At 57.2% G+C, this 21,453-nt stretch carries 18 protein-coding genes, 1 tRNA gene and 1 pseudogene; 8 read left to right on the top strand and 12 right to left on the bottom strand.

Annotated features, from left to right (window positions below; genetic code table 11):
* Positions 1-171 precede the first annotated feature (171 nt).
* The 7 genes from IV01_RS11145 to IV01_RS11175 all read left to right on the top strand — a co-directional run bounded on the left by IV01_RS11145 (position 172) and on the right by IV01_RS11175 (position 5,377).
* Positions 172-792 carry a YjfI family protein gene (locus IV01_RS11145; protein ID WP_050507654.1) on the top strand — a complete coding sequence of 207 codons (621 nt, stop codon included), beginning with the start codon at positions 172-174 and terminating at the stop codon, positions 790-792.
* A gap of 15 nt (positions 793-807) precedes the next feature.
* Entirely contained in the window at positions 808-1,512 is a 705-nt protein-coding gene (locus IV01_RS11150; RefSeq protein ID WP_032629081.1) for a PspA/IM30 family protein, read from the top strand.
* Positions 1,513-1,729: 217 nt separating this feature from the next.
* Positions 1,730-2,290 carry a rhomboid family intramembrane serine protease gene (locus IV01_RS11155; protein WP_032629127.1) on the top strand — a complete coding sequence of 187 codons (561 nt, stop codon included), beginning with the start codon at positions 1,730-1,732 and terminating at the stop codon, positions 2,288-2,290.
* A gap of 68 nt (positions 2,291-2,358) precedes the next feature.
* Positions 2,359-3,027, top strand: coding sequence for a DUF2491 family protein (locus tag IV01_RS11160; RefSeq protein WP_032629078.1), 669 nt, complete (start codon positions 2,359-2,361; stop codon positions 3,025-3,027).
* A 12-nt stretch (positions 3,028-3,039) separates the two neighbouring features.
* Entirely contained in the window at positions 3,040-3,465 is a 426-nt protein-coding gene (locus IV01_RS11165; protein WP_032629074.1) for a DUF350 domain-containing protein, read from the top strand.
* Between the two features lie 26 nt (positions 3,466-3,491).
* Positions 3,492-4,205 (top strand): DUF1190 domain-containing protein, encoded by a 714-nt coding sequence (locus tag IV01_RS11170; protein ID WP_032629071.1) that lies wholly within the window; start codon positions 3,492-3,494, stop codon positions 4,203-4,205.
* 14 nt (positions 4,206-4,219) lie between these two features.
* The gene (locus tag IV01_RS11175) at positions 4,220-5,377 is read left to right on the top strand and encodes a glutathionylspermidine synthase family protein (RefSeq protein ID WP_032629070.1); all 1,158 of its coding nucleotides are present in this window, start codon (positions 4,220-4,222) and stop codon (positions 5,375-5,377) included.
* A gap of 150 nt (positions 5,378-5,527) precedes the next feature.
* Here the strand turns inward: IV01_RS11175 and IV01_RS11180 are convergent, their stop codons facing one another.
* The 11 genes and pseudogenes from IV01_RS11180 to rpsU form a co-directional block, all read right to left on the bottom strand.
* Entirely contained in the window at positions 5,528-7,186 is a 1,659-nt protein-coding gene (locus IV01_RS11180) for a thiamine pyrophosphate-binding protein (protein WP_032629068.1), read from the bottom strand.
* Between the two features lie 76 nt (positions 7,187-7,262).
* A complete protein-coding gene (locus IV01_RS11185; protein WP_032629066.1) occupies positions 7,263-8,072 on the bottom strand; it encodes an SDR family NAD(P)-dependent oxidoreductase in 810 nt (269 codons plus the stop codon).
* An 18-nt stretch (positions 8,073-8,090) separates the two neighbouring features.
* A complete protein-coding gene (locus tag IV01_RS11190) occupies positions 8,091-9,692 on the bottom strand; it encodes an L-lactate permease (protein ID WP_032629064.1) in 1,602 nt (533 codons plus the stop codon).
* Between the two features lie 61 nt (positions 9,693-9,753).
* Positions 9,754-10,071, bottom strand: coding sequence for an NIPSNAP family protein (locus IV01_RS11195; protein WP_032629062.1), 318 nt, complete (start codon positions 10,069-10,071; stop codon positions 9,754-9,756).
* 339 nt (positions 10,072-10,410) lie between these two features.
* On the bottom strand, positions 10,411-11,301 hold the full coding sequence (locus tag IV01_RS11200) for a helix-turn-helix domain-containing protein (RefSeq protein ID WP_032629060.1): 891 nt from the start codon (positions 11,299-11,301) through the stop codon (positions 10,411-10,413).
* Positions 11,302-11,572: 271 nt separating this feature from the next.
* A tRNA-Ile gene (locus IV01_RS11205) sits at positions 11,573-11,649 on the bottom strand.
* Between the two features lie 15 nt (positions 11,650-11,664).
* Positions 11,665-14,619, bottom strand: a pseudogene (locus IV01_RS11210) (EAL and GGDEF domain-containing protein); the annotation flags it as partial.
* A 38-nt stretch (positions 14,620-14,657) separates the two neighbouring features.
* Positions 14,658-14,858, bottom strand: coding sequence for a hypothetical protein (locus tag IV01_RS11215; RefSeq protein ID WP_032629058.1), 201 nt, complete (start codon positions 14,856-14,858; stop codon positions 14,658-14,660).
* A gap of 138 nt (positions 14,859-14,996) precedes the next feature.
* Positions 14,997-16,847 (bottom strand): RNA polymerase sigma factor RpoD, encoded by a 1,851-nt coding sequence (gene rpoD, locus IV01_RS11220; protein ID WP_032629057.1) that lies wholly within the window; start codon positions 16,845-16,847, stop codon positions 14,997-14,999.
* 67 nt (positions 16,848-16,914) lie between these two features.
* Positions 16,915-18,870 carry a DNA primase gene (gene dnaG / locus IV01_RS11225; RefSeq protein WP_032629055.1) on the bottom strand — a complete coding sequence of 652 codons (1,956 nt, stop codon included), beginning with the start codon at positions 18,868-18,870 and terminating at the stop codon, positions 16,915-16,917.
* Between the two features lie 527 nt (positions 18,871-19,397).
* On the bottom strand, positions 19,398-19,613 hold the full coding sequence (gene rpsU, locus IV01_RS11230) for a 30S ribosomal protein S21 (RefSeq protein ID WP_002551877.1): 216 nt from the start codon (positions 19,611-19,613) through the stop codon (positions 19,398-19,400).
* A 198-nt stretch (positions 19,614-19,811) separates the two neighbouring features.
* Here rpsU and tsaD point away from each other — a divergent pair, with 198 nt between their 5' ends.
* Complete coding sequence (gene tsaD, locus IV01_RS11235) at positions 19,812-20,849, top strand: tRNA (adenosine(37)-N6)-threonylcarbamoyltransferase complex transferase subunit TsaD (protein ID WP_032629054.1); 1,038 nt, start codon at positions 19,812-19,814, stop codon at positions 20,847-20,849.
* A 20-nt stretch (positions 20,850-20,869) separates the two neighbouring features.
* On the opposite strand, the gene plsY is transcribed toward tsaD, so the two are convergent.
* On the bottom strand, positions 20,870-21,439 hold the full coding sequence (plsY, locus tag IV01_RS11240; protein ID WP_032629053.1) for a glycerol-3-phosphate 1-O-acyltransferase PlsY: 570 nt from the start codon (positions 21,437-21,439) through the stop codon (positions 20,870-20,872).
* Positions 21,440-21,453: the final 14 nt, after the last annotated feature.

Here is a 21,453-nt window from a genome sequence, read left to right as displayed (position 1 = left end):
AGATGTCAGTAAGCCACAGTTAATCGGGGATTTGTGTCAGGTGTTTTGGGTTCACGGCAGCGGGAGAGCTTACGGCATGGAATTGTTTCATCACATGTGAGGTGTTGCTTGTGGCTATTTTTAGGCGTAGCGTGCGTTTCCATCACATGTGATGCCTTGGAGGGCGCTCAGATGGCTCGGAAAACTTCAACCGACTACATGCGTGAAATGCGCGCACGGCTGACGGCTGCCGGGTACGTGAAGAGAGAACTCTACGTGCTTCCTGAAAACGCAGAAGTGCTAAGAAACGTCGAAAAAGTCTTACGCCAACCCTACATGGGTAACCGCATCAAACTGGAGGGATTCATGAGCGAAAATATCAACTGGACAATCGATACGCTCCATTCGGCCTTTGTCGAACTGGATGTGGTGAAAAACAACGAAATCGAATTGACCCTCGTCCAGGGTGCAGAACCAAGCTTGAGTGTGGCGATGAATAACTTCGGCGGTCTGCCGATCATCATCGCGATTGCCGGCGACCAGATCCTGGTGGATTCAGTGCTGGTCTACGCCTCGCAAGTCAAAGACGTGGCGGCCTTCAACGACACCGTGCTGCGCAGCCGGGACATTTTCCCGCTGTCCTCGATCGGTATTGAAACCATGCCTAACGGCGAAACCGTCTACAACATGTTCGGCGCGCTCAGTGCGGCCTCCTCGCTGACGGTCATCGTCCATGAGGTGTTCACCCTGGCGGATAACGTGATTCGCGCCGCTGATGCCTACGAAGATTTTCTAACAGTCGATCCACAGTAATCAGGAGACAGATCAATGAGCCTTTGGAAAAAAATGGTGACCGCTCTCCGTGGTGGCGCCTCGGAAGTTGGCGAGGCAATCGTCGACGCACAAGCACTGCGCATTCTGGATCAGGAGATTCGCGATGCCGATGCCTCGATGCTCGCCGCGCGTAATCAGCTGATTCAGATCAAAGCCAAACACAAGCTGTCCGTACAGCGCGTGGACGAGCACGACAAGAACATTGCGAACTGGGAACAGAAAGCCATCGCTGCCATGAACAAGGGCGAAGAAGGCCTTGCTCTGGAGTGCGCCGAGAAAGTCTCCGAACTAACCGCCTTGCGCGATCAGGAGAAGGCAGCGGCTGATCAGTTCGGGATTCAGGTCACCAAGCTCACCGCTCAGGTCACCAAGGCCGAAAGCCAGATCAAGGGCCTGCGTCAACAGGCTGATATGGCCAAGGCACGTGACAGCGTACAGAAAGCCCAGATCAATGCCGCTGCCGCGACTGGTGGTGCCAATGGCCGACTGGAAACAGCAGTGGGTTCGCTGGCGCGTATCAAGGCACGTCAGGACGAGCAGGATGCCAAGCTCGAAGCCGCTGAAGAACTGGCAGATGCCGCCAATGGCGGTGACCTTGAGCGCCGCCTGCAAGATGCTGGCATTGGTGCGAAAACCGGTGGTGCCGCTGACGTGCTGGCCCGCTTGAAAGCGCAAAACCAGGGTGGCGCGGGTCAGTGATATCCACAGTCAGCTAACAATCCTTGTGGGAGCGAATTCATTCGCGAAAGGGCCGGTGGATTCGATAGAAATGCATCGCCTGTGATGCAGCATTCGCGAATGAATTCGCTCCCACCGGGGCTTGCGTTTTATCCAGGCTGACAAAGTGGGGCAGGCGGATATCCGTTTGCCCCTTTTTTGTCTGGGTTTTGTCCAGCGCCAGGGTGGGGAGGGCTACATGAATATCGGAAATGGACTACGCATTATTCTTGGCCTCGCCGCTTTGATGATCGTGGCGCAGGTGGTTAACTCTCTCACCGCTAACAGCCTGTTACAGCATGGCCTGATCCCTCGGACGCTGGCTGGTCTGCAGGGCATCCTTTTTTCCCCGTTCCTGCATGGCTCGGTGCGTCATTTGCTGAGCAATCTTGTGCCGTTTATTGTGCTGAGCTGGCTGGTGGCGACTGAAGGCGTGCAGCGTTATGTGCGTGTGGCGCTGCTGGTTGGGCTGGTGGGTGGTCTGCTGGTCTGGATAGTCGGCCGACCGACGATTCACGTGGGGGCCAGCGGTCTGATCTTTGGGTTATGGGCTTATCTGTTGGCGCGGGCCTGGTATCAACGCAGCCTGGTCAGCTTCGGCATAGCACTGGTCACGTTGGTGGGGTATAGCGGATTGATTCTGGGCTTCATCCCGGTACCAGGGGTTTCGTTTGAATCGCACCTCGCGGGCGCTGTTGCCGGTATCTTCGTGGCCTGGCTGATGCACTCGAAAACGCTCGTCGAGAACCCGTCGGTATGAGCGTTTCCGGGTTGAACAGCTGTCCGCTCTTCATCCTCCAGCACACATGAAATGGAAGGAAACGCATTATGAGTTGGATCAAACGAGCTTTAGGCCTGGCGCCGCCAAAACCGCCTGCGGGCTCAGTACCCCTAAATGGGGCTGGCTTGCTCACACCATTTGGCCTGGCCACCGGGCGCATGCTGGATCTGGATGACTCGCTGAAGCTGATGCTCGACGGGCACTCGGAACTGGTCGTCCCCGATGAAGAAGTGGTCTGGTCTGTAGGTCATGTTGACCTCGGGCAGTCCATCCGGCTGGTGCGCTTCTACTTCGAAGATGAAGATTACTGGATGCAGGTCATGATGAATGGTCCTGCGGCGGAGGACGTTCAGGACATTATCCTGTTCGGCTACAGCAGCGTCGTGACCATCAACAGCGAGTCTGAATTGAAGCGTCTGGTCGGGCCTGAATCCAGAATCGGACTGCCGCTGTACGAGCACGACGGCTGGGAATACGAGCGTCAGTGGGGTACGGAAGCAGGGCAGACCGAACTGACCCCGATGACCGAAGCTGTCAGCAATCCTGATGGCAGCTACCGTATCGAACACCTGAGCATGCTTTACGCGCGTGACACGGGCTTGATTGATCGCCGCGAGTTTTTGCTGCTGTCGGTTGAAGAGGATGAAGAGGGCGTGGTTTCTCTCACCACTTCGGTTGGCGTCACGCTGCAGTCCACTGACTTCACCGTCATCTAAAAGGAAGTAAAAATGCTTGATGCGCTAAGTTTGTCTCTCAGCTTTCAATCGGTGCTGAGCTTCGTGATTTACATCATTGTGGCGGGTGGCTTGTTCGGCCTGTTCCAGATGGCCTATACACGGCTGACACCGCACAAGGAGTTCGTTCAGATTCGTGAGGGCAATGTCGCTGCGGCGGTTGCACTGGGCGGCGCATTGATTGGCTTCGCACTGCCTGCCAGCAACGTGATTACTTACAGCATCAGTGTGCTGGACGTAGTGATCTGGGCAGTCATCGCAGCCGTCGTGCAATTGTTGGCATTCACCGCTACCAACTTTGTTCTTAAAGACCTCTCGGCTCGCATCACCCGGGGCGAACTGGCCGCTGCCATCTACGCAGCCAGCGTCTCGATCAGTGTCGGCTTCCTCAATTCGGCCTGCATGACGCCGTCGACCTGATTGCCCGTGATCGAAAGGAGTATTCGATGAGACGTAGTTCCTTGAAGCTGGTTCTGGCCAGCACGCTTCCGCTGGCACTCAGTGCATGCGGCAAGTCCGACACCGTGGATGTCAGCGCGCAACAGACGTTCCCGACGGTACAAGCCTGCGTGGATCAGAAGATTCCCGTAGATGTGTGCTCGGACGCCTACATGACTGCCTTGGCAGATCACCGCCGCATCGCACCAACCTACGACAATGCGGCCGCGTGTGAGGCAGACTTTGTTCCCGATTACTGCCAGCAGAACTCGGATGGCAAGTTCACTCCCAAACTGGGCGGTTTTCAGCTGGAGCTTTCCGGCCAGTTGCCCAAATCCCAGGTCGATGCGGCCAACGCTCAGGCCGGTCAGTCCGGTGGTTCAGGTTTCGCCAGCTCAGGCGTCAATGGGTTTCTGATGGGCATGCTGGTGAGCAACATGGTCAGTAATATCGGCGGTGGCGGTCGCTACAACTCTCAGCCGGTCTATCAGGAGCGTGATTCGCGCGGTGGCTATCAGTCCTCGACGCTCTCCCGGCAAATTGAGCGTGGCAAGACCTTCGGTAACTCCACTCAAGCTCGGACCAGCTCAACCGGTGCTTACACCAAGAGCACGCTGGGCCGTAACTCGTCAGTCTCGTCATCGGTTTCCCGTGGCGGGTTTGGCAGCCAGGCGACTGCTCGCAGCGGTTGGGGCGGTAAAAGCAGCGGCTTCGGCGGCTGACAGGAGCGCGTGCGATGAAAAAGATCAATATCGAAGAGCGGCCTGACTGGCGCGAAACCGCCGCGCGTGAGGGCTTCGATTTCCACACCATCGACGGCGAACGATATTGGGATGAGCGGGCTTATTACCAGTTCACTGAAGCTCAGATCACGCAGGATATTGAAGCGCCGACTCAAGAGCTTCATGCCATGTGTATGGATGCCGTTGAGCGGGTGGTGGAAAGTGAGGAGTTGCTGACCCAGTTGGCAATCCCTCCAGCGTTCTTTGATCTGGTCCGCACGTCCTGGAAGGAGGGGCACCCACATCTCTACGGGCGCTTCGACTTCAGCTACGACGGCGTCAATCCGGCGAAGCTGCTGGAAGGCAACATGGATACGCCGACGTCCGCCTATGAGGCCGGCGCCTTTCAGCTCATTTGGCTCGAAGAGCAGATTGCCCGAGGTGTGTTGCCTGCCCATGCCTCGCAGTTCAATTCGCTGGCCGAAGACCTGGTTCGCGCCTTCGCGGCAATCAGAGAGGGCGGACCGTTTTACTTCTCCGCCATGTCAGGTTCCGCCGAAGACCGGGGCACCACCGAATTCCTGCGCAAGATGGCCGATCATGTTGGTATTGAAACCCGACACATCGACATCGAAGACATCGGCTTGAATGCTCAAGGCCGGTTCGTCGATCTCGAGGGCCGCTGGATCGAACGTATCTTCAAGCTCCACGCTTGGGAGCACGTATTCCACGAACCCCATGGTCAGGCAGTCCCGCAGTGCGACACGCAATTCATTGAGCCGGCGTGGAAGTCCATCATCTCCAACAAAGGCATCCTGCCCCTGCTGTGGAAATTCAATGAAGGGCATCCGAATCTGCTGCCGACTTTCGTCGACAAAGACCCAACTGCGCCTGTGCCGAAAGGCTGGGTCCGCAAACCCTACTTCTCCCGCGAAGGCGCCAACATCGAAATCCGCACCCCCGGTGACCAGGTCATTTTCGAAGACGGCCCCTACAACGACGCCCCCTACATCCTGCAAAAGTTCGCCCCGCTGCCGCGTTTTGGCGACAGCTACACGCTCATTGGTTCATGGGTGGTGGGCGACCTGGCTTCAGGCATCGGTATTCGGGAAGACGATAGCCTGATTACCAAGGACAGCAGTCGGTTCTTGCCGCATGTGGTGGTGGATTGATTGTGAAACCGTGGGCAGTCTGGCGTAGGTGTAGTCAGCAGCCAGATCCTGAAGTGATCTTTAATGGTTTCGCTCATCTGTGAGCCGAATAGGGCAGCTATTCGGCTCACCATCCACTTGGCGCGCAATACAGGCGCCAAGCAGGCTGGCTCACTCTAGCCTGCCAGTCGGAGTGATCTGCTTCGGATCTGTAATCAGTTCGATCAGCGCAGCTTTACCTGCTGCTTGAGCGCGACTGAACGCTGCGGGGAAGTCCGACGTGTTATCTACCCGTTCGGCATGCGCACCAAACGCTTTTGCCAAGGAGACGAAGTCGGGGTTGACTAGATCGGTTGCATAAACACGGTTCGGATATTCGCGCTCCTGATGCATGCGGATGGTGCCAAGCATGGAGTTGTTCACCAGAATGACGATTACCGGAGCGCCATATTGCAGTGCCGTCGCCAACTCTTGCGGATACATCATGAAGCAGCCATCTCCGGCCAGGCATACCACGCAGCGCTGCGGGTTGTTCAAACTCGCCGCGATGGCAGCAGGCAGCCCGTAGCCCATGGCACCGTTGGTAGGCGCCAGTTCAGTGGCGGGCTGTCGGTAACGGTAGAAACGGTGAAGCCAAACCGTGTAATTGCCAGCACCATTGGCAAGGATTGCGTCATCAGGCAGGGTCGCGTCCAGGTGAGCAATGACCTGTGCCAGGTCTACACCGACGTTGTCGGGGTAGCGGGCTGGAGGTGTCGAATGGACCAGATAGTCTTGATGAGCGCTCTGAGTCCACTCTGACCAGGGCAGGGTTTCAGGTGCAGGAAGCTGCGCCAGCGCATTGGCAAACGTGCTCAGCGAGGCGTTGATCGGCAGATGCGCCTGATATACACGGCCCAATTCGCCCGGGTCCGGATGAATGTGAATCAGCGTCTGACGCGTCACTGGGCTTTCGAAGAGGGTGTATCCGCCCGAGACGGTTTCAGCCAAGCGAGAGCCGATCACCAGAAGCAAATCTGATTGCTTCGCCCGTTCTGCCAACGCAGGCGAAACCCCTAGCCCCAGCATTCCAACGTAATGTGCATCGCGGTTATCAAACAGATCCTGTCGGCGAAAGGACGCCGCAACCGGCAGATTGTAGGTGTGCACGAACTGACGCAATGCATTGCAGGCTTGAGCATCCCAGCCGGTGCCGCCGACTATCAACAAAGGGCGGCTCGCCTTGCCCAGGCGCTCACGCAGCTCGCTCATGGCCTCAGCTGATGGGGATGCATGGGTGATTCGCACTGCCGGTGCGTCAGCAACTTCGGCGCGCCCAAAAAGAATCTGCTCCGGGAGCGAGACCACCACCGGACCGGGACGGCCCGACATCGCAATGCTGAATGCCTTGGCGACCACTTCAGGTATGCGTTCAATGCTGTCGATTTCGGTTGCCCATTTGGCAAGTCCACCGAATACCTGGCGATAATCCACTTCCTGAAAAGCTTCACGCCCAATGAAAGCACTGTCTACCTGGCCGACAAACAGGATCATTGGCGTGGAATCCTGTTTGGCAGTGTGGACGCCGTTCGCAGCATGCGTCGCCCCCGGCCCCCGCGTGACGAAGCAGATACCGGGTCGGCCAGTCAGCTTGCCATAGGCATCTGCCATGTTTGAAGCGGCACCCTCATGTCGCGTTACGATCGTCCGGATTGATGACTCGTCATGCAGGGCGTCGAGCACCGGTAAAAAACTTTCGCCAGGCACGCAATAGAGCGTATCGACAGCATTGCGGCGCAACGCTTCGACCAGTATCTGGCCGCCGTTGCGAGGTGGGATTGAATCAGGCATGGGCGTTACGTTCCGTAAGTAAGTGGGCATGACCTCGGGAGCGGAGGCATTGCGGGGAATGCCTCCGCGCGCGTCTTCATTCAGACGGGCGAGTCTGGGTCAGGCCCGTGGGCGGGCCATCGATGGCGGTCCAGCCACCATCAACCGACAGACTGCTCCCGGAGATAAAGCTGGCCGCGTCAGAAGCGAGGAAAGCCACCGCAGCCCCAACTTCACTTGGCTGGCCCCAACGATTGAAGACCGTATGTCCGGCGTAGGTCTTGTAGATGTCCTCACGCTCCTTGAGTGGCGCAGTGAGACGCGTCTCGATGATGCTGGGCATCACGGCATTGACTCGCACGCCATAGCTGCCTGTTTCTGCCGCGAAGGCTTTTACCATTTGCTCGATGCCTGCCTTGGTTGCAGCGTAGATGCCCAGCCCGGGTTCGATCGTCACGGCACGCATCGAAGAGCAGAGAATCAGACTGCCAGAGCCCTGTTGCATCATTGGCCGGCCGAAGTGACGCATGAAATGAAAAGCGCCGCGCAGGTTCAGGTTGATCACCTGATCGAACTCTTCTTCACTGTAATCCACGATCAGCTTGCGAATGTTCATGGCCGGTGTGGACACCCCAATGTCCACTTTGCCGTGCTTGTCCAGGGCGTCCTTGGCCAGTGCGGCTATCGCCTCCCCATCGCCGGCGTCGACTTCTCTCCATTCTGCCGAGCCATTGCTGGCGATGTCTTGCGCAGTGCCTCGAGCCCCGCTTAGATCCCGGTCCGCACAGATCACGTGAGCACCCAGGGCGCCCAAGGCGTGAGCAGAGGCTTGGCCAATGCCTGACGCGGCGCCCAGGACGACGGCGACCTTACCTTCCAGGCTGAATAGTTGACGATAATCGATCATAGGAACTCCAGAAGACGGTTACGGAAGCATCCAGGCCAGCGGGCCTGTCTGCAGGAATACCAGGACGGAAAGGGCTGCGAGCATCACCAGGCTGATTCCGATCACTTTTCGAAAAATAACGCCCTCCTGGCCAATGATGCCCACAGCCGCTGCGCCTACCGCCAGGCTCTGGGGCGAAATCATCTTGCCCAGTACCCCACCGGAGGCATTGGCTGCCGCGAGAAGCGCAGGGTTCAGGCCGGTCTCGTGGGCCGCAGCGACCTGAAGCGCGCCGAACAGGGCATTGGCAGAGTTATCCGACCCCGTCACGGCAACACCTATCCAGCCAATGACCGGCGACAGGAATGCGAACGCTGGCCCGGCCTGTGCCAACCATACGCCCAGCGTCACCGTTTGCCCGGAGTAGTTCATGATGAACGCGATTGCCAACACACAAAGTACCGTCGGGATCGCCCAACGCAATTGATGCAGTGTTTCGCCGTAGGTTTTTATCGCTGTATTAAAACGTACGCGCAAGAGCAGAGCGGTCAGCAGTCCGGCCAGCAGTAACAGAGAACCGGTAGCGGAAAGGCTGTTGAGAGTGAACTGGGTTTTAACCGGAGCGCCCTGACCATTAGTGATCTCAAGCCCCGGCCAAGGGAAGCTCAAGGTGCCCACCGACAGCCATTGCTTGACCGTGGGGATCTGAGCAAGCGAAAAGATGATGATAATCAGCAGGTAAGGCAGATAGGCAAGCCACATGTTCCGGCGACTGTGCTTAATGGTGCTGGCGGGCTGAACGTCCATGCCGTCGATTTCCGTGACGGTGGGTGGGGTCCAGATGCGCATGAACACGATCAGCGCGGCGGCTGAGCCCAGTGCTCCAAGCACGTCTGCCAATTCAACGGAGATGTAGGTAGCGCTCAGCCATTGGCTGATACCGAAACCCAAGCCGGCGACCACGGCGGCAGGCCAGACCTGCACCAAACCACGGCGACCGTCCATCAGCGTGATCAGGATCAAGGGCACGAAAGCCGCCAGGATAGGCGTTTGCACACCGACGATGGCCCCCAGCTCGTGAAACGATTGTCCCGAAACCTGGGCCAACGTCGTGATGGGCACTGCCAGGGCACCAAATGCTACCGGTGCAGTGTTGGCAACCAGCGCCAGTACGGCCGCTTTGATGGGTTTGAGCCCGATCGCCAACAGCATCGCGCCGGAGATAGCGATGGGCGTGCCGGCCCCGGCCAGTGCTTCAATCAAAGCACCGAAGCTGAACGCGATGACGATGGCTTGAATGCGCGGATCAGGACTCAGCATCGCGAAACTATCCTTGAGGATCGCAAAGTGCCCGGACTTTACCGTCAGGTTATACAACCATATGGCGTTCAAAATGATCCACAGGACAGTCAGGACGCTGAAAGCCGCCCCGTACAGACCAGCATTGAGCGTGGTGGCTAACGGCATGCCGTAGGCAAATACAGCGACCAAAGCGCAGACGGATAGCGAAACAAGTGCAGACAGATGCGGTGCCAATCGTAACCAACCTAGCAGGACAAACATGGTTACAAGAGGCAGCGCTGCGAACAGGGACGAAAAAAGTAGCGACCCGCCTACGGGGTCATATACCTGCTGAAACATGGCGTTCTCCTTATGTGGAGCTTTTTATTTTTGGGAGAGGTTGCGCTTGGATCGCTGAGCATCAGCTCTCGAAGAAAGGAGTCGCGGTCATCAGCCTATTTTCCTGGCTGATCAGATAACCCGCTTCAGCACTCACCACCAGATACTTCGCCCAGGCTGGATCTTTTTGCAAAGCCTGGCGTTTGGCGTCGCGGTCGGCGGCGCTGTCGTATACCCAGATATGCATGTAAGTGTTGATATTGCCGCTTTCGGTCTGCAAGTACGCCAACGGTTTGCCGAGGTAGCGACTTTGGGTCGGGTAACCATGCTCAGCATAAAGTGCGAGGTGTTTTTTGATGGTGCCTGGGCGGCAGGTATAGGTGCGAACGTCGTAAAGCATGGTGGAACCTCAGTTTATTAGTTCTATTGAACAGGGTTATTGGTTGCCAGGAACGCAAGCGCTAGCCCGCAGCGGGCGCAAGCACGTTCAGTAGATAAAGGAGCGAGGAGGGCGCAAAGAGGCTGTCAACACACGGGTTGACGTGGCCTCCACTGAATTATTCGTGGGCCACTGGCGATGGTGGTACGCCGGGAGACGGCGGCAGGAACTGGCGGTTTTATTATTGTATTGGTCATGCGTTGAGCCCGTTTGTTATCACGTAGGACATGAAACGACTCTACGGATTCGTACTGAGCACGCGTTAGGACAGTTTGGAGAATGTTTTGTACTTTTTTGTAATCAGTCGAAAGGTCGGGAGTATTTTTGCCTGAACAGGCCGGGGGTGTGGTCAGTGAGTTTCTTGAAGAAACGGGTGAAATAGGCCGGGTCGTCGAAATTGAGCTGGAAGGCAATCTCGGCTGTGCTCAATGTGGTGTTGCTCAACAGGCGTTTGGCCTCTAACGCGACGCGCTCCTGGATAAGCCGGCTGGCCGTATGACCCACAGTGGCCTTGAGCACGTCGTTGAGTTGACGCTCCGTGACGTTCAGCGCGTCGGCGTATTGCCGGATGGTGGTGAAGTCGAGGTAGCGTTCTTCAATCAACAGCGTGACGCGTCGGGCCATCGAGTAATTCGGATCTGAGCGGGAGATGCCTTTATCCACAGGATAAAGCCGGCGCAGTTGGGTCAGCAGAATCAGCAGGTAAGACCGCACAATATCGAATCGGCCAATATCGCGACTCAGACACTCACGCTCGATATGCTGCACCAACGGCAACAGTTCGTCGTGCTGGTCCGGGGTTAGGTAAATGGCGGGCGTACCACCGTTGATGTGAAAGAACGGAAACTTGGCGATATCGTCCGCATGCGGAAACATATGCGTGAAGAACTCAGCGCTGACATTGATCACATACCCGCGAGGCTGAATGGTCGAGGTCCAGGCGTGCAGCTGTCCGGGCGAAATGAAAAATACCGAACGCGGCTGCACCTCAAATGTTTCGAAATCCACTCGGTGGGTGCCCTGCGCCTCGGTCATCCATAGCAGGTGGTAGTAACTATGCCGATGCGGGAAACCTCTGGGGATATCCTGACGATCGTCCATTCGCGCCAAGTCGAAGTAGAAGTCATTGTCGCCGGCGAAATCCGATGACTCGAACGTCGGGAATGTCGCTTTGGGCTCGCCACTCTTCAAGGTCTATCTCCAGAATGCTTTGCCCGGACTATAAAGGAGTCTGCTCATAGCAGAGTAGTCCCGCGCCCCGGCAAGCGTCAGTGATGGCCGGCTTTACGGCGTTCTCCAGTCAGGTGGGTTGCGTGCTGGGGTGTCGATACGTGTTTTGAAACGCCAGCTGCAAACGTGACACGCTTAGACGCTTTCAGCCGGGCCGGGACGTCTCGCTGTTCAGCAGGCAGGGGCTCGCCCCAAAAACAAAAAAACCGCGCAATGCGCGGTTTTTCAAAGATGGTGGGCCCACACGGACTCGAACCGTGGACCAAGGGATTATGAGTCCCCTGCTCTAACCAACTGAGCTATAGGCCCTCAGTAGGCCGCGGATTATAACGGCGGTTTGGCTGGTGTGCTATCCGAAAAGTCCGAAAGAGTTGTACGAAGAAACTTCGCGCTGAATTCCTCCGGGCGTTGCGGCAGGCTGACGATGTAGCCCTGGATTTGTTCGCAACCCTCGTCGGCGAGGAACTGCTGTTGTTCCAGGGTTTCCACGCCTTCGGCAATGACGGTCAGTTGCATGCTGCGGCCCAGGGCGATGATGGCCCGGACGATGGCGGCGTCATGGGTGTCATCGGGCAGGCCGCGTACGAAGGACTGGTCAATTTTCAGGATGTCCAGAGGCAGGCGCTTGAGGTAGCTCAGGGATGAGTAGCCGGTGCCGAAGTCATCGATCGCCAATTGCACACCAAGGCGTTTGAGCCGGTACAGGACGGCAAGTGCTTCTTCGGCTTGGCTCATGATGAAGTTTTCGGTGATTTCCAGCTGCAGGCATTCGGGCGCCAGTTGGTAGTCCGCTAACAGCTGTTCGATTCGTGCCAGCAGTTTTGGCTGGCGCAGTTGCGCCCCGGCCAGGTTGACGGACAGCGCGCCGAACGGCTGGTAGATTTTGTTCCATTCATACATCTGCATGCAGGCATGTTCCAACACCCAGTCGCCGATCTGCAGAATCATGCCGTTCTCTTCGGCCAGCGCGATGAAATGTTCGGGTGGGACTTCGCCGAGCGTAGGGTGCGTCCAGCGAATCAGGGCTTCGGCACCCACCACTTGCTGATTGAGCAGGCTGATCTTGGGCTGGTAGCTGAGGCTGAATTCGTTGCGTTCCATGGCTCTGCGCAATTCGTGTTCGAGGGCTATCCGCGCGCTGGCCTGAGAGGTGAGGTCCCGGGTATAGCTTTCGACGCGGTTGCGGCCCTTGGCCTTGGAGCGATACATCGCGGCATCGGCGTTTTTGACCACGGTGGCGACGTCTGTGCCGTCAGTAGGGAACAAACAGCTGCCGATGCTGGAGCTGATGAAGAACTCGTGCTCACCCGCCTGGAAAGGCGCGGCGAAGGACGCGAGCAGCTTGTTGGCAATGGATTCTGCATCGTTGGGGTGAAGCAGGCCGGGCAGCAGGATGATGAACTCGTCGCCGCCCAGTCGCGCGACGGTGTCGATATCCCTCAGGTTTTCTTTCAGGCGTTGGGCGATCCCTTTGAGCAGCAGGTCGCCCACTGGATGGCCGAGGCTGTCGTTGATGTGCTTGAATCGATCCAGGTCGAGGAACAGGACCGCGCCGAGGCTGTTGGATTCCAGGCTGTGGTTGAGTGCTGCCTGCAGACGGCTTTCAAACAGCGTGCGATTTGGCAGTCCGGTCAATGGGTCGTGATGCGCCTGATAGTCGAGCCGCGCCTGGGCGTGCTTGAGGCTGGAAATATCGGCGAACACCGCGACGAAGTGGGTGATGAACTGGTCTCGGTTGCGTACGGCGCTGATCGTCAGCCAGCTTGGATAGACTTCGCCATTCTTGCGGCGGTTGCTGATTTCTCCCTGCCAATGGCCCTCGGCGGTCAGCTGATACCACATGGCGGCGTAGAACGCGCTGTCGTGCAAGCCGGAGGCGAGCAATCTAGGTGTACCGGCCATGGCCTCCTGCTCGCTGTAGCCGGTTATTTCGCTGAATGCGCGGTTCACGGCGGTGATTCGCTGGCGGGTGTCGGTGATCAGTACGCCTTCCGCCGTACTTTCGAAAACGGTAGCGGCAAGTTGCAGCTTTTCCTGCATCTGATGCCGTTCAGTAATATCCCTGGCGATGGTCAGCATGCAGTCTTCGCCGCCTATCAGGAGTGGCCGTGACGATATTTCGCACAACCGAATCTGTCCGTTCTTATGGCGTATGTGGCTACGGAAATCGCGAACGAATCCATCCCGGCTCAGTTGCTCAAGCAATCGCTCGCGCTCGTGCAGGTTGGCCCAAATGCCGAGGGTGAGGGTCGACTCGTCCTTCATCAGATGGTCGTCGTAGCCAGTCAGACGGGTGAAGCCATCGTTCATTTCCACCAGCAACCCATCGCTCTGCCGGGTGATGACCATGCCGTCCGGAGAGGAGTGGAAAGACTTGGCGAATTTCTCCTCGGACAGTTGCAACTGTTGCTGGGCCTGTTTGAGTTGGGTGATGTCGCGCACCACGACCACCACGGCCTTTGTGGAATCCAGATCGAAAGGTTCAGCGGAGAGCAGGCCGGCGAAGGTGCGGCCGTCCTTGCGTCGAAAAGGCATTTCCAGGTTGCGGATACTGCCTGACTGCAGACGATGCAACATACCAGGGCCTACGCCGGGCACGCCCCATATGTTGAGTTCGGACGGTGTTCTGCCTATGACCTCTTCTGCAGCCAAGCCGATTTGTTCGGTGAAGGCCCTGTTGGCTTCCAGCAAAGTGCCATCGGCCAGGCTGGCAATGATCAGAATGTCCGGGCACTGAGCAAACACCGAGGCAAATTTACCTTCAGAAAGTCGCAGTGCTTCTTCGGTTTGCTTGGTTTCGGTGATATCAATCATCAGGCCGCGCATCAGGGGGTGGCGCCCTTGGCGTATCAGGCTGATGATGTCGCGCACCCAGAGCGTCTTGCCGTCTGCACTGACGACCCGATAATCGATGCTGTGGTCCCGGCCGCTGGCTGTTTCTCGCTGACAGAAGGCCTCAGCATGCGGTAGATCCATGGGATGCACGATGCTGCGCCAGAACCCCGGCTCTTTCCATTGGCGCAGTGGATAGCCCAACAAGTGCTCAGCCTGGGGCGACACGTAGTTGTAGCTGTAATCCTCTGTATTGGCTTCCCAGGCGATGGCAGAGAGGCCTTCAATCAGGCCGCGGTAATGATATTCGCTGCTGCGAAGCTCAAGCTCGAGTTCGACCCTGCGGGTGATTTCCGAACTCAGTTGCCGGTTGACCCGTATCACGATCACCAGGACGGTGGACAGCAATAACAGGCCTGGCAACCCGTACAACAGAAATTTTTCCCACATCCCTGGTAGTTCTCTCTCGTTATTATCCCGTTGTCTCAGGCCTGATAAACGTTCAGGTCCGTTTCTGTACGCCGGTGAATCATCTGCTTGGCCGCTGCCTGATATAAAACCATCGGCTGTTTGCGAGGTTCCTGAAGGAAGCCTGCACAGGCTGGTGCTTTAACGAAAATATCCAGGGTGCTGGTGATCACCGATGAGTACGGATAATGGGCAAGGATGACAGTTGGCAGTCTCAACGTGTCAGCCCCGTAATGGGACGAGTGTAGCCGTACTGAGAAAAGCGTGGTCCTCAGGTTAAAAACTTATAAGCCATAACGCAAAAACCCCGGCAAGGCCGGGGTTTTTGTGGTTTTGACAAGTGCTAGCGTGCTTGCTTACTCGTCCAGGAACGAGCGCAAATGCTCGCTTCGGGTCGGGTGACGCAGCTTGCGCAGAGCCTTGGCTTCGATCTGACGAATCCGCTCGCGGGTTACATCAAACTGCTTGCCGACTTCTTCCAGCGTGTGGTCGGTATTCATATCGATACCGAAACGCATGCGCAGGACCTTGGCTTCACGGGCGGTGAGGCCTGACAGCACTTCGCGAGTCGCCTCTTTCAAGCTTTCGACTGTAGCGACATCGATTGGCGACTGCATGGTCGAGTCTTCGATGAAGTCGCCCAAGTGCGAATCTTCGTCATCACCGATCGGGGTTTCCATGGAGATCGGCTCTTTGGCGATCTTCAGTACCTTACGGATCTTGTCCTCAGGCATTTCCATGCGTTCGCCCAGCTCTTCCGGGGTCGGCTCGCGACCCATTTCCTGCAACATCTGCCGGGAAATGCGGTTGAGTTTGTTGATCGTCTCGATCATGTGCACCGGAATACGGATGGTGCGTGCCTGGTCGGCAATCGAGCGAGTGATCGCCTGACGGATCCACCATGTGGCGTAAGTCGAGAACTTGTAACCGCGACGGTATTCGAACTTGTCCACGGCTTTCATCAAGCCGATGTTGCCTTCCTGGATCAGATCGAGGAATTGCAGGCCACGGTTGGTGTACTTCTTGGCAATCGAGATCACCAGACGCAAGTTCGCTTCAACCATCTCTTTCTTCGCGCGACGGGCCTTGGCCTCGCCGATCGACATGCGACGGTTGATGTCCTTGATTTCAGCAACGGTCAGACCGGTTTCGTTCTGCAGTGCGATCAGCTTCTGCTGGCAGCGCTGGATATCCGGCTGCAGGCGACCGATGGCTTCGGCGTATTTGCCTTTGCCTTTGGCCAGTGCGTCGGACCAGCTTTCGTCAACTTCATTGCCTGGGAACTGGCGAAGGAAGTCGGCACGAGGCATACGAGCATCACGTACACACAGCTGCATGATGGCGCGCTCCTGAGCACGAAGACGCTCAAGTGCACCGCGAACACGCTCAACCAGACCTTCAAACTGCTTAGGAACCAGTTTGATCGGCATGAACAGCTCAGCCAGGGCAACCAGCTCGGCAATCGCCTGCTTGCTGTCACGGCCATGCTTCTTCAGGGCTTTGCGGGTAATTTCCATTTGATCGGAAACTGCACCGAAGCGCTGCTGGGCAATGACTGGGTCAGGACCGCTTTCGACTTCTTCTTCGTCGTCAGTGGCGTCGTCCTTCTCTTCCTCGTCGTCATCACCTTCGGCAGCCTTGGCTGTTTTAGGGTCGACAGGCGGCGGGACTTCGGCTGGCGGCGCAATGCCGTCATCCGGGTCGATATAACCGCTCAGGACGTCAGAGAGGCGACCGCCTTCCGTCGTGACACGTGTGTACTCGGAAAGAATATGGTCAACCGTGCCAGGGAAGTGCGCGATTGCGCTCATCACTTCACGAATGCCTTCTTCGATACGCTTGGCGATTTCAATTTCGCCTTCACGGGTCAGAAGTTCGACCGTACCCATTTCACGCATATACATGCGCACGGGGTCAGTGGTGCGACCAATGTCGGTTTCAACCGCTGCCAACGCTGCGGCCGCTTCTTCTGCGGCTGCCTCATCGGTATCGGCGTCGGCCAGCATAAGGGCGTCCGCATCCGGGGCACTCTCGTGTACCGGGATCCCCATGTCATTAATCATGCGGATGATGTCTTCCACCTGCTCGGGATCTGAAATATCCTCAGGCAGGTGGTCGTTGACCTCTGCGTAAGTCAGATACTTCTGCTCACGACCCAGGGTAATCAACTCTTTGATACGAGACTGCTGTTGCGCTTTTCCGGACATAACACCCTATCCACTGAAGGTCTTGGCGGGCAAAAAACAAGCCGAGGATTATACCCGAGCTATGACCTCACGCGCCAGTTGAGGTCGGGGTTTGTGCAGGAACATTCCGATTTAACAGCTTCAAAAGCAGAAGTTTTTCATCTGCGTCCAAACCTGTCTGGCGTTCCTTCCTGATTAGTTGCTCCAGGCTGCGCTCGCGTTGGCGGGCGGATAACCTAGTTATAGTGTCGAAAAACTGTTGTTCAAGGTTATCGGCCGATATCAGCCATTCCTTCTCCGCTAATGCACGCAGTAATCGGCCCTGTTCGGTACCGTGCCAGCGAGCAATCAGCTGCAACGAGCGCATTTTTGGATTCTTTTGCAAAGCTTCCAGCAAAGAAACCAGTAATTGCGCCTGAGTATTGTCTTCTGCAGCCAGGTGACTTGCCTCTTCTACTTTCTCGGCCAGCTCCGGGTGATGCAAAAGTGTTCTTAATGCGGTGAGCGTTGGTGGTTCGACGCTCGTAGGTGTGCGTGGGGCACGTGGTTCGAAGTCAGGACGCTTGCCTTTTTTGTCCCATGGCTTCTTTTCCCACTTTTTCTGGCCCTGAGCACCCGCCTTTTTAGGCGTCCACTCCTGCTGAGTTTCGTACCCACCCTGTTGCTGATAATCAGCGTAGTCAGGCATGGCGTCGTAATCGAAGCCGGGGTCGTAACTGGGTGGCGCTTCAGTGGGTGCGTTTTGCACCAACTGACTAACGGTCTCGCTGTTCAGGCCGGTAATTTCGGTCAGGCGCTGACGCATCAGGGTGCGCAAGTTTGCCCCTGGGACCTTGTCGATCAGCGGCGCTGCCAGCGTGGCCATGTGGGCCTTGCCTTCCAGGGAGCGCGGGTCGGCTTCCTTGGTCAGTTGCTCAAAAAAATAATCGGCCAGCGGTTGCGCGTGCTGGTTGATCCTCGCCTTGAATGCGTCGGTGCCTTCAGCGCGGACCAGCGTATCCGGGTCTTCGCCTTCAGGTAGAAACAGAAACCGGGCGCGTCGCCCGTCCTGCAGGCTCGACAGCGTTGCTTCCAATGCGCGCCAGGCTGCATTTCGGCCTGCCTGATCGCCGTCGAAGCAGAACAGCACATTCGGCACAACCCGGAACAGGCGTTTCAAATGCTCTTCACTGGTGGCAGTGCCCAGCGTCGCCACGGCATTGCGCAGGCCTTGTTGGGCCAGCGCGATGACGTCCATGTAACCTTCAACCACGATGATTTCATCGAGGCTGCGATTGAATTTTCGGGCTTCAAATAGCCCATAAAGCTCCTGACCCTTGTGAAAAACCGGAGTTTCCGGTGAGTTCAGGTATTTGGGCTTGTCGTCACCCAGTACGCGTCCGCCAAAGGCAATCACGCGGCCACGGCTGTCACGGATCGGAAACATCACGCGGTCACGGAAGCGGTCGTAACGCTTGCCGGTTTCGGCATTTTCGATCAGCAGGCCGGCATCGATCATGGCTTTTTGCTGAAGCGTGTCGCTGCTCAAGTGTTTGTGCAGGTTGTCCCAGCCCGGCGGTGCAAAGCCTAGACCGAAGTCCCGGGCAATTTCACCTGAAAGGCCGCGACCCTTGAGGTAGTCCACTGCCGCTCGGCGTGTAGGATGACTCTTCAGGGCCTGTCGGTAGAACTCGGCTGCCGCTGTCAGTAGTGGATACAGTGGCGAGTCGGTGGGCTGTCGTGGCTTGTTGCCTTTGACGCCCTGTTCTCGTGGGACTTCCATGCCCGCGGCTTTCGCCAGATCCTCGACGGCCTGGACGAAATCCAGGTTGTCGTGGTCCATGATGAAGCCGAGGGCGTTGCCGCCCGCGCCGCAACCAAAGCAGTAGTAGAACTGTTTGTCAGGGCTGACGCTGAACGACGGGGTCTTTTCTTTGTGGAACGGACAGCAGGCGCTGAAGTTCTTCCCGGTTTTCTTCAATTGCAGACGTGAGCTGACAACATCGACGATGTCGGTGCGGTTCAGGAGGTCGTCAATGAAGCCTTGGGGAATCAGCCCGGCCATGTTGTTCTCACATCAAGTCAAGCGTCTCGCCAGGAAGATCGTGGCGAATCCAGGATGTAACGGCTGCTGCGGGTCTTTCTGTAATGCCGGGAGGCATGCACAGGTTGATCGCCATGTGGCTGCTCATCAATATCTGGAATGGTAGCTGGCAGCTAATCCACCCGCAGCCCTCTGAGCAAATCAGGGCATGGGCCAGAATAGTGGCGGCTTTCAAGCGTATAGGCTGTGTATAGCAAATCGAATGCCGGATTACGGTTTCGGTTTTCGCTCAGCGTGCGAGGGTGACGCTGCCTTGGCTGAGCTTCTTGCGAAGATCATCAAGGCATACTCGTCATTCACTTTGATGCAGGCGCCGTAATAGCGTGATCAACGTGGCCTGAATCTCAGGCTGGACGTGCTTGACGAAGTGACCAATGCGCATGTGCGCAGTGAGTTGCTTCTTCAATGTAGCTTATGCGTTGCCTTAACTGCCGCTAGCCCGGCTTTGAGGCCGGGCATTGCAGAAGCTTGCGACAGACGTCTGTAAATTAATACAGACGAACGGCGCGGCGCTGTTCGCGCTGAACTTTCTTGGCGTGACGCTTAACAGCGGCTGCTGCTTTACGCTTACGCTCAGAAGTAGGCTTCTCGTAAAATTCGCGGCTACGAACTTCAGCCAGAACACCGGCTTTTTCGCAGGAGCGCTTGAAACGACGCAGAGCTACGTCGAAGGGTTCGTTCTCTTTAACTTTGACGGCTGGCATCCAGAGCTACCTTCATTCATTACCGGGGTCAACGTCTCGTGCAAAGACTGCACATAAGTACGTCGGTTTTTAAGGGTTGCGGATGTTAACCCCTCATTGAGAGGAATGCAAAGCCTCTGATCGAAAACCGCTGGTCGGGGCATCGGGTGGCGACTATTATGCGCGCCTTCGAATTCAGCCTCTACAAGGCGCAAACCCATGCTAGTACTGGGATTAGAAACTTCTTGCGATGAAACCGGCGTCGCGCTCTACGACAGCGAACGCGGTCTGCTGGCTGATGCTTTGTTCAGCCAGATCGACCTGCACCGGGCCTACGGCGGGGTGGTGCCAGAGCTGGCTTCCCGTGATCACGTCAAGCGCATGCTGCCCTTGATCCGTCAGGTCATGGCGGATGCCGGGACCGTCGCGGCGGACATCGATGCCATCGCATACACAGCAGGGCCGGGGCTTGTAGGCGCTTTGCTGGTCGGCGCCTCCTGCGCTCAGGCGCTGGCATTCGCCTGGGATATTCCGGCCTTGGGTGTGCATCACATGGAAGGCCATCTACTGGCTCCAATGCTGGAGGCGCAGCCGCCGGAGTTCCCGTTCGTCGCTTTGTTGGTTTCTGGTGGTCATACGCAGCTGGTTCGCGTTGATGGCATCGGTCTTTACGAGCTGCTCGGTGAAACGCTGGATGACGCCGCGGGCGAAGCTTTCGACAAAACCGCGAAAATGATGGGCATGCAATACCCCGGTGGCCCTGAGATCGCTGCGTTAGCGACCAAAGGTGTAGTGGGGCGGTTTGTATTCCCTCGGCCGATGACCGACCGCCCAGGTCTGGAATTCAGCTTCAGCGGTCTGAAAACCTCGGCTTTGAATACCTGGCAGCAATGCCAAAGTGCTGGGGACGACAGCGAGCAAACCCGTTGCGACATCTCGCTGGCCTTCCAGCAGGCGGTGGTAGAGACTTTGACCATCAAGTGCAAGCGAGCCCTGAAGCAGACCGGCCTCAAGCGGCTGGTGATTGCCGGTGGGGTCAGCGCCAACAAGTCATTGCGTCTGTCGCTGGAAAAAATGCTCGGCGATCTCAAAGGCAACGTGTTCTACGCCCGTCCTGAATTCTGTACCGATAACGGCGCGATGATCGCCTTTGCCGGTTGCCAGCGTTTGCTGGCAGGCCAGAAGGAAGACTTGAGCATCAGCGTCCAGGCGCGCTGGCCGATGGAGCAGTTGAAGGGGTTGCACGACGCGACGTGAGGCAGACTCATCGTCGCTCGTTAAAAATGCCGTTCGCGCCCGGCAAACAGGTCGCGTAGATTGCTCCGATGGCGCCACACGATCAGTACGGTGAGCAGGCTCATCGGCAGTAGCGCTCGGGGCTCCTGCCAGGCGAGTAAGGGCAGGGTCAGCGGAGTGGCGATCAGTGCGGCGAGTGAGCTGGTGCGGGTCATGTAGAACACCAACGCCCAGGCACAGACCGCAAGGGCTGCTGCAGGCGGATACAAACCCAGTAACATGCCTGCCGCGGTCGCAACGCCTTTGCCGCCACGGAAGCGGAAGTACAGCGGGAACAAGTGGCCCAGAACTGCGTATAGCCCAATCCAGGCTTGCGCTCTGGGGTCCAGGCCGCAGAGGTTGGCAATCAGCACCGGCAGCAGGCCTTTGCAGAGGTCGCCGAGCAGTGTGAGTATCGCGAGTTTTTTTCCGGCCAGACGCAGCATGTTGGTCGCGCCCGCATTGCCAGAACCACTGGCGCGCGGGTCCGGGCTACCTGTAAGGCGGCTGAGCAATATGGCGAAGGACAGTGAGCCAAGCAGGTAGGCGAAGATCGCCAGTAACCAAAACATGCTAACTATTCCGG

Source organism: Pseudomonas syringae, from assembly GCF_000737245.1.
In the GTDB taxonomy this organism is placed as follows: domain Bacteria; phylum Pseudomonadota; class Gammaproteobacteria; order Pseudomonadales; family Pseudomonadaceae; genus Aquipseudomonas; species Aquipseudomonas syringae_J.
This window is presented reverse-complemented; position numbering and strand designations above follow the sequence as displayed.